At 77.5% G+C, this 8536-nt stretch carries 8 protein-coding genes; 2 read left to right on the top strand and 6 right to left on the bottom strand.

Features of this window, described 5'->3' with window-relative positions; all coding sequences use genetic code 11:
• Positions 1 to 138: 138 nt before the first annotated feature.
• The 6 genes from rbfA to rimP form a co-directional block, all read right to left on the bottom strand.
• Positions 139 to 666, bottom strand: coding sequence for a 30S ribosome-binding factor RbfA (gene rbfA, locus ACRYMY_RS06785; RefSeq protein WP_432546499.1), 528 nt, complete (start codon positions 664 to 666; stop codon positions 139 to 141).
• A gap of 22 nt (positions 667 to 688) precedes the next feature.
• Entirely contained in the window at positions 689 to 982 is a 294-nt protein-coding gene (locus ACRYMY_RS06780; RefSeq protein ID WP_369052897.1) for a DUF503 domain-containing protein, read from the bottom strand.
• 130 nt (positions 983 to 1112) lie between these two features.
• On the bottom strand, positions 1113 to 4196 hold the full coding sequence (gene infB / locus ACRYMY_RS06775) for a translation initiation factor IF-2 (protein ID WP_432546498.1): 3084 nt from the start codon (positions 4194 to 4196) through the stop codon (positions 1113 to 1115).
• Between the two features lie 88 nt (positions 4197 to 4284).
• Positions 4285 to 4554 (bottom strand): YlxR family protein, encoded by a 270-nt coding sequence (locus tag ACRYMY_RS06770; protein WP_432546505.1) that lies wholly within the window; start codon positions 4552 to 4554, stop codon positions 4285 to 4287.
• A gap of 130 nt (positions 4555 to 4684) precedes the next feature.
• A complete protein-coding gene (gene nusA, locus ACRYMY_RS06765; protein ID WP_432546497.1) occupies positions 4685 to 5749 on the bottom strand; it encodes a transcription termination factor NusA in 1065 nt (354 codons plus the stop codon).
• Complete coding sequence (rimP, locus tag ACRYMY_RS06760; protein WP_432546496.1) at positions 5746 to 6369, bottom strand: ribosome maturation factor RimP; 624 nt, start codon at positions 6367 to 6369, stop codon at positions 5746 to 5748. The genes nusA and rimP overlap by 4 nt, the downstream gene beginning before the upstream one ends.
• A gap of 160 nt (positions 6370 to 6529) precedes the next feature.
• On the opposite strand from rimP, the gene ACRYMY_RS06755 reads away from it, so the two are divergent.
• Positions 6530 to 7621, top strand: a complete 1092-nt coding sequence (locus ACRYMY_RS06755) for a DUF4439 domain-containing protein (protein WP_432546495.1) — start codon at positions 6530 to 6532, stop codon at positions 7619 to 7621.
• Positions 7618 to 8535, top strand: a complete 918-nt coding sequence (locus ACRYMY_RS06750; RefSeq protein WP_432546494.1) for an endonuclease/exonuclease/phosphatase family protein — start codon at positions 7618 to 7620, stop codon at positions 8533 to 8535. Before ACRYMY_RS06755 ends, ACRYMY_RS06750 begins: the two co-directional genes overlap by 4 nt.
• Position 8536 lies beyond the last annotated feature (1 nt).

The raw sequence follows: 8536 nt of genomic DNA, 5'->3' as shown, positions 1-8536 counted from the left end.
CCCGCGCCCCCCCCCCCCCCCCCCCCCCCCCCCCCCCCCCCCCCCCCCCCCCCCCCCCCCCCCCCCCCCCCCCCCCCCCCCCCCCCCCCCCCCCCCCCCCCCCCCCCCCCCCCCCCCCCCCCCCCCCACGACAGGGGGTCAGCGGGCGGGCTGGTCGCCGTCGAGCGCGTCGCCGTCCTCGTCGAGGTCGTCGTCGTCGAGGTACTCGAGGTCGTCGTCCTCGTCGAGGTCGTCCAGCTCGTCGTGCTCGACGGGCTTGCGGTACGGGTCGGCCTCACCGGCCGGCCGGGCGCCGGCGGCCAGGGCCGCCACGCGGGCGTCCTGCTCAGCGGCCGAGCGCAGCAGGTCCTCGATGTGCGTGGCGGTCTCGGGGACCTCGTCGGAGGTGAACGTCAGCGTCGGGGTCAGCCGCACCCCGGTGCGCTTGCCGACCTCCGAGCGCAGCACGCCCTTGGCGCTCTCCAGCGCCGCGGCGGTACCCGCCTTCTCCTCCTCGGAGCCGAAGACCGTGTAGTAGAGCGTCGCGTGCTGCAGGTCGTTCGTCACCCGCGCGTCGGTGATGGTGACGAACCCCAGCCGGGGGTCCTTGACGCGCTTCTCGAGCGCCTCCGCGACGACCACCTTGATGCGGTCGGCGAGCTTGCGGGCGCGGGTCGGGTCCGCCACGGGACTCTCCTCCTGGGGGTGACTAGTCCTCCGACGACAGGAGCTGCCGCCGGGTGCTGAGGATCTGGAACTCGGGGTGCGCCGCGACCAGCCGCTCGCAGCGGTCCAGCACGTCGGCGCAGCGCGCCGCGTCCGGGGCCACGACCGCCACCGCCACCTCGGCGCGGCGGTGCAGGTCCAGGTGGCCGGTCTCGGCCGCGGCGACGTCGAAGGACCGCCGCAGCTCCGCGACGAGGGGACGGACCAGGCTGCGCTTGCCCTTGAGCGAGTGCACGTCGCCCAGCAGCAGGTCCACGGTGAGGGTGGCAGCGAACACGTGGGTGGGGGTGCGGCCTCCCCCGCGGGTGTCTCGGGTCCCGTCCGCGGCCGCGGACGGCGACGGCCGGGGCGGGAGGGAGGTCCCGCCCCGGCCGTGGTGGGCTCGGGGCCCTGCCGGGATCAGCCGGTCAGCGCGGCTTCTCCTGCATCTCGAACGTCTCGATGACGTCGTCGACCTGGATGTCGTTGAACGACCCCAGCCCGATACCGCACTCGTAGCCCTCCCGGACCTCGGTCGCGTCGTCCTTGAAGCGGCGCAGCGACTCGATGTTCAGGTTGTCCCCGTGCACCACGCCGTTGCGCAGGACGCGCGCCTTCGTGTTGCGGCGGATGAGGCCCGAACGGACGAGGCAGCCGGCGATGTTGCCGAACTTCGAGGAGCGGAAGACCTCCCGCACCTCGGCGGTCCCGAGCTGGACCTCCTCGTACTCCGGCTTGAGCATGCCCTTCAGCGCGCTCTCGACGTCCTCGATCGCCTGGTAGATGACCGAGTAGTAGCGGATGTCGACGCCCTCGCGGTCCGCGTACTCCTTCGTCTGCTGCTCAGGACGCACGTTGAACCCGATGATGATCGCGTTCGACGCGACGGCGAGGTTGACGTTGTTCTTCGTCACCGCGCCGACGCCGCGGTCGATGACCCGCAGGTCGACCTCGTCACCCACGTCGATCTTCAGCAGGGCGTCCTCGAGGGCCTCGACCGAGCCCGCCCCGTCACCCTTGAGGATGAGGTTGAGGGTCTCGACCTTGCCCTGCTCCAGCGCCTTGGTGAAGTCCTCCAGCGAGATGCGCTTGCGCGCCTTCGCCAGGGCCGCGTTGCGCTCCTGCGCCTCGCGCTTCTCCGCGATCTGCCGGGCCGTGCGGTCGTCGGGCGCCGCCAGGAAGGTGTCACCCGCACCCGGCACCGACGTCAGGCCGAGCACCTGCACCGGACGCGACGGGGTCGCCTCCTCGACGTTCTCGCCGTTCTCGTCGAGCATCGCGCGGACGCGGCCGTAGCCGGTGCCCGCGACGATCGCGTCGCCGACGCGCAGGGTGCCGGACTGCACCAGCACCGTCGCCACCGGACCGCGGCCCTTGTCGAGGTTGCCCTCGATGGCCACGCCGCGGGCGTCCTTGTCGGGGTTCGCCCGCAGGTCCAGCGCCGCGTCGGCGGTCAGCAGGACCGCCTCCAGCAGCTCGTCCAGGCCGCGGCCCTGCTTGGCGGACACGTCGACGAACAGGGTGTCGCCGCCGTACTCCTCGGCCACCAGGTTGTACTCGGTGAGCTGCTGCCGGACCTTGTCCGGGTTGGCGCCCTCCTTGTCGACCTTGTTGACCGCGACCACGATCGGCACGTCCGCCGCCTGGGCGTGGTTGAGCGCCTCGATCGTCTGGGGCATCACGCCGTCGTCGGCCGCGACCACGAGGATCGCGATGTCGGTCACCTTCGCACCGCGGGCACGCATGGCGGTGAACGCCTCGTGACCAGGGGTGTCGATGAAGGTGATCGGGCGCTCGACGCCGTCGTGCTCCTTGGCGACCTGGTAGGCGCCGATGTGCTGGGTGATGCCACCGGCCTCCTTGGCGACCACGTCGGAGGAGCGGATGGCGTCCAGCAGCTTCGTCTTGCCGTGGTCGACGTGACCCATGACGGTCACGACCGGCGGGCGCGCCTCCAGGTCCTCGTCGCCCTCGGCCTCGAGCTCGGCGTCCAGGTCGATGGAGAAGCCGGCGAGCAGCTCGCGCTCCTCGTCCTCCGGCGAGACGACCTCGATGACGTAGCCCAGCTCGTTGCCGAGCAGCTGGAAGGTGTCCTCGTCCAGCGACTGCGTGGCGGTGGCCATCTCCCCCAGGTGGAAGAGGACGGTCACCAGCGCCGCGGGGTCGGCGTCGATGCGCTCGGCGAAGTCGCTCAGCGACGCGCCGCGGCGGATCCGGACGACGGTCGTGCCGTCGCCGCGCCGGACCTGCACACCCCCCACCGAGGGGGCCTGCATCGCCTCGTACTCCTGGCGCTTCGCGCGCTTGGACTTGCGCCCGCGGACCGGACGGCCGCCGGCGCGCCCGAAGGCGCCCTGCGTGCCACCGCGGCCACCGCGGCCCGGACCGCCGGGACGGCCGGCGAAACCGCCGCCACCACCGGCACCGCCGGGACCGCCCGGACGGCCGCCGAAGCCGCCGCCACCACCGGGACGACCGCGGCCGGGAGCGCCCGGGCGCCCCGCGGGCGCGCCGGGACGGCCGACCGTCGGGCGGGCCGGCATCATCCCCGGGTTCGGGCGCGGACCGCCCGGACGCGGGCCGCCGGGGCCGGCGGCGCCGCCGGGACGGGGACCGCCCTGCGGGCGCGGCATGCCCTGGTTGGCTGCGAACGGGTTGTTGCCCGGGCGGGGACCGCCCTGCGGGCGAGGCATGCCCTGGCTCGTCGCGAACGGGTTGTTGCCCGGACGCGGGGCACCGGGGCGCGGCGCACCGGCCGGGCCGCCCTCGCGGCCGCCGGGGCGGCCACCGGGAGCGGGACGGTCGCCGCGCGGGCCGCCGGGACGGCCGTCGCGCTCGGGCGGGCCGGGACGGCGGGCGCCGGGCGCGGGCGCGCCGGGACGGCCGCCGGCCGGTCCACCGGGAGCACCGGGGCCGGGACGGCCGCCGGGCACGGGACGGTCACCGCGCGTCGGGCCGCCCGGCGCGGGCGGCGTGGACGGGCGGGCCTGCCCACCGGCGGCGGGAGCCTGCTGGCCCGGGCGGGCACCGCCGGGCGTCGGCCGCTGCTGGCCCGGGCGGGCCGGGGTCGCGGGCGACGGGGCGGACGCCGCCGGCTGCGCCGACGCGGCCGGGGCCTGGAAGGCCGGACCCGGCGCGGGCGCCGCGGGGGCTGCCGGAGCCGGGGGGGCCGGGGGGGCCGAGGGGGCCTGCGCGGCGGGAGCCGCCGGGGCGGCCGGGGCCGGACGGGCGGCGGGACCCGGCGCGGGCGCCGGGCGGGAGGGCACCGGCGCGGGGCCCGGGCGGGCTCCCTGCGGCAGGCGCGGTCCCGGCTTCACGGCCGGGGCGGGACGGTCGGCGCCACGCGCGCCACCGTCGTGGGGGAACTTGTCCTTCAGGCGTCGGATGACCGGCGGCTCGACGGTCGACGACGCCGACCGGACGAACTCGCCCATCTCCTTGAGCGTGGCCAGCACGACCTTGCTCTCGACCCCGAACTCCTTGGCGAGCTCGTAGACCCGGACCTTTGCCACATCTCTCCTGTCTCGGTCCGGGCCACCTCGAGGGCGCGGACCGTCGTCAGTCGGGGGTGTTCATCGCTGCGCACTCATCGGGTGCTCATCAGCTGTTCGACCCGCTCTCATCGGTGGTGGTGGACACGACGCCCTCGACGTGCGAGCGCACGGCGGAGGTGTCGAGGGGACCGGTGCGGCGCAGGGCACGGGCGAAAGCCCGCCTCCGCTCCGCAGCGGTCAGGCACGCGGGGTCCTCGTGCACCCACGCGCCCCGGCCGGGGAGCCGGCGCCGGGCGTCGACGAGGAGGACGTCCCCGTCGCCGGGGGCGACGACCCTCAGCAGCACCGACCGGAGGTCCCGTCCTCGACAACCCACGCAGGTGCGCAACGATTCCACGACGGCTCCCTCGGGACGGGTGCTGTCGCGCCGCGCGGTGGATCGCCGGTCGGGTCGACCGGTCGGAGCGAGTGACACGATGGCGGAAGTGTAGCGCTGCGGGCCCGCCTCAGCGTCCGCGCGTCGCGCCCGGGGCGGCGCTCCGGTCGCCGGGACGCCCCGACGTGCCCGCGGCCCCGGAGCCGCCGGAGCCCCCGGCGTCCCCCGGCGCCTCGGTGTCCGGGCGGATGTCGATGCGCCAGCCCGTCAGCTTCGCGGCCAGGCGGGCGTTCTGCCCCTCCTTGCCGATGGCCAGCGACAGCTGGTAGTCGGGCACCACGACGCGCGCGGCGCGGGCGACCTCGTCCACGACCGTCACCGACGTGACGCGCGCCGGCGACAGCGCGCTGGCCACGAAGGCCGCCGGGTCGTCGGAGTGGTCGACGATGTCGATCTTCTCCCCGCGCAGCTCGGCCATGACCGCCCGCACCCGCTGCCCCATCGGCCCGATGCAGGCGCCCTTGGCGTTGACCCCGGGCCGAGTGGCGCGCACCGCCATCTTCGAGCGGTGCCCCGCCTCGCGCGAGAGCGCTGTGATCTCCACGGTGCCGTCGGCGATCTCCGGGACCTCGAGCGCGAACAGCTTGCGCACCAGCTGCGGGTGCGAGCGCGAGAGCACCACCTGCGGCCCCTTGGGGCCCTTGCGCACCGACACGACGAAGCAGCGCAGGCGGCTGCCGTGCTCGTAGCGCTCCCCCGGCACCTGCTCCTGCGGGGGCAGCACGCCCTCCAGGGCACCGAGGTCCACCTGCACCATCCGCGGGTCGCGGCCCTGCTGCACGACGCCGGAGACGATCTCGCCCTCGGTGTCCGCGAACTCGCCCAGCACCTGGTCGTCGGCCGCGTCGCGCAGCCGCTGCAGGATGACCTGGCGGGCCGTCGTGGCGGCGATGCGCCCGAAGCCGGAGGGGGTGTCGTCGCGCTCGGCCAGGACGGTGCCGTCCTCGTCGCGCTGGGCCACCATGACCCGGCACTCACCGCTGGTGCGGTCCAGCTCCACGCGGGCGTGCGGCTTCGCGCCCTCGGTGTGGTGGTAGGCGCTCAGCAGCGCCTGCTCGATCGCGCGCACGAGCGTCTCGAAGGGGATCTCCTTCTCCCGCTCGAGCAGGCGCAGGGCCGCCATGTCGATGTTCACCGCTCGTCCTCGTCCTCGTCCACGTCGTCGTCCAGCTCGTCCGCGTCGTCCACCTCGCCGCCGGCCGGCGCGTCACCCGCCCGGCGGAACTCCACCTGCACCTCGCCGCGCAGCACGTCGGCCAGCGCCACCTCGCGCGGCGCCCCGACGTCGGCGGCCCGGGGCGGGCGGCCCTTGACCGGCTGCGGCTCCAGCCGCAGCAGCACGACCGCGTCGTCCCCGTCCCCGGTGACCGCCTCGACGCGCCCGAGCACGTCGCCACCCTCGCGCAGCAGCACCCGCACCAGGCGCCCGCGGGCCCGGGAGAAGTGCCGCGCGCTCGTCAGCGGCCGGTCCACCCCCGGGGAGGAGACCTCCAGCGTGTACGGGACCTCGCCCAGGGCGCCGGAGGCGTCCAGGGCCTCGGAGACGGCCTGCGAGGCCACCGCGACGGCGTCCAGGTCGACCTCGCCGGGTTCGTCGCCCGCCAGGTCGACGACCACCCGCACCACGCGGCGGCGCCCGGCGGTGGTCACGGCCACGTCCTCGAGCGCCAGCCCGGCCCGCTGCACGGGTCCGGTCAGCACGCCGGTCAGCACGTCCGGCAGGGCACCGGGCGCGGACTGCTCGGACGACGGCACGGTGCTGCTCCCCAGGTCGCGGGCGGTCGCGCGGGCCCGCACGACGACGGACCACCTTAGCCGCCGCGGCGCCCCCCGCCCGCCCGCGAGCACCGGGCCGGACGCGGGCCGCGGGGCGGGCGGGGGCTGGGCGCTGGGGGCGCGTGGCACGATGCCCGCCGTGCGCGCCGCCCCTCCCCCCGTCCCCGGCGGGGCGGCGGCCGGCGGCCCGCACCGGCGCGCCGTCCTGACCGCGGGCCTGGGCGCGGGGCTGGCGGCCGGCGCCGTCCTGCTGGGCGGCTGCGGCGTGCGCTGGGTCACCGGCCCCGAGCCCACGCCCACGCCCGCGCGGGGCCCGGACGACGACGCGCGCGACACCGCCGTCGCCGACGCCCGCGCGCTGGCCGCCGTGCGCGCCGACCCCGCCGCGGCGGAGGGCGTGCGCGCGGTCCTGGTGGACGTCGCCGCGGCCGCCGCCGAGCACCTGAGCGCGCTGGGCGCGGACGACGACCGGGCGGAGCCGACCACGGGGCCGGCCTCCGACCCGAGCACCGGGCCGACCACCGGCTCCGCGGTGGAGGTCCTCGACGAACCGGCCCGGGTGCTGGAGGTCCTGGCCACCGCCACCGCCGACGTCCCGGCTGTCGTCGGACCCCTGTCGGGCGGCATGGCGCGCCTCCTCGCGGCGGTCGCGGTGTCCCGGCGCCTGCACGCCGAGCGGCTGGCGGCGGCGCTCGGCGCCCCCCTCGAGCCTCCCGCCCCCGCCGGCCCCGGCGAGGCGGCGCGCGCGGTCGCCGCGGAGGCCGCCGCGCTGACCGGGGTGCCCGCCGCGGACGGCGCCGGCCCGGCCGGCGCGCTGCAGGACGCGCTCGCCGGCGCGCACGCCGCCGTCCACGCCCACGGCCTCGTCGCCGGGCGGGTGCTCCCGGCGACCGACGAGGCCGTCCACCGGGCGGCGCTGGCCGCGGCGGACGCCCACCGCGTCGTGCGCGACGCGCTGGCGGAGCTGCTGAGCGCCCGCGGGCTGGAGCCCGTCGCCGCCGCGCCCGCCTACGACCTGCCGGCGCCCGCCCCCGGTGACGTGGCCGCCGCCCGCGACCTGGCCCGGCGCGTCGAGCTCGGGCTCGTCGACGTCTGGTCCGCCGGGGTGGCCGCCACCCGCGCCGAGCGGGCGCTGGCGGCCGCGGGCTGCCTCGCCGCCGCCCGCGCCGCCGCCTCGTGGGGGGCGCCGCTGCCCGCGCTGCCCGGGCTGGGAGACTCGGGCCCGCCATGACGAGCAGCGCGAGCGGGACCGGGCCGGGCGGCAGCGCCGGCGGGGACGGCGAGGACGGCGAGGACGTGGGCACGATCCGCGTGCTGACGTGGAACGTGTGGTGGCGCTTCGGCGACTGGCGCGCCCGCCGCGACGCGCTGCTGGCGGTCCTGGAGCGCGAGCGCCCCGACGTCGTGTGCCTGCAGGAGGTGTGGGCCACCGCCGAGGAGAACCTCGCCGAGCAGCTGGCCGAGCGGCTGGGCATGACGGCGGCCTGGTCGCCCTCGCCCGCCCCGCAGCGCTGGCAGCGGCGCCTGGCCTGGACCGGGGAGGACGCGGAGGACCCCGCCGGGGTCGAGTTCGGCAACGCCGTGCTGTCCCGCTGGCCGCTGCGCGAGACCCGCGTGGCCGACCTGCCCAGCGGCGGCGGCGAGCCGGAGGGCCGCACCGCGCTGCAGGTCCTCGTCGAGGCGCCGGGGCGGCTGCTGCCCGTGACGACGACCCACCTGAACTCCTCCCCCGCCGAGTCGGCCGTGCGCTGCGAGCAGGTGCGCGCCCTCGTGCGCTTCGTCGCCGAGCGCCGCGACCGCTCCTGGTACCCGCCGGTGGTCACCGGCGACTTCAACGCCGTGCCCGAGTCCGACGAGGTGCGCCTGGCGTGCGGGTACCAGACGGCCGGGCCCGTCGAGGACTTCGTCCTGCTGGACTCCTGGCGCTTCGCCGAGCCGGGCGACCCGGGCCTGTCCTGGGACCGGCGCAACCCGTGGGTGGCGCGCGTGCACCAGCCCAGCGCCCGCATCGACTACGTCCTCGTCGGCCTGACCCCGTTCACCGGCGAGGGCGCGGTGCTGGGCGCCCGGCTGGCGGGCACCGACCCCGAGGACGGCGTGTGGCCCTCCGACCACGCGGCCGTCGTCGTGGACCTGCGGGCCTGAG

Origin of the sequence: Kineococcus haloalkalitolerans (genome assembly GCF_050871905.1) — a bacterium.
Lineage (GTDB): Bacteria > Actinomycetota > Actinomycetes > Actinomycetales > Kineococcaceae > Kineococcus.
The sequence above is the reverse complement of the archived record's forward strand: the minus strand, read 5'-3'. Positions and strand labels throughout refer to the sequence as shown.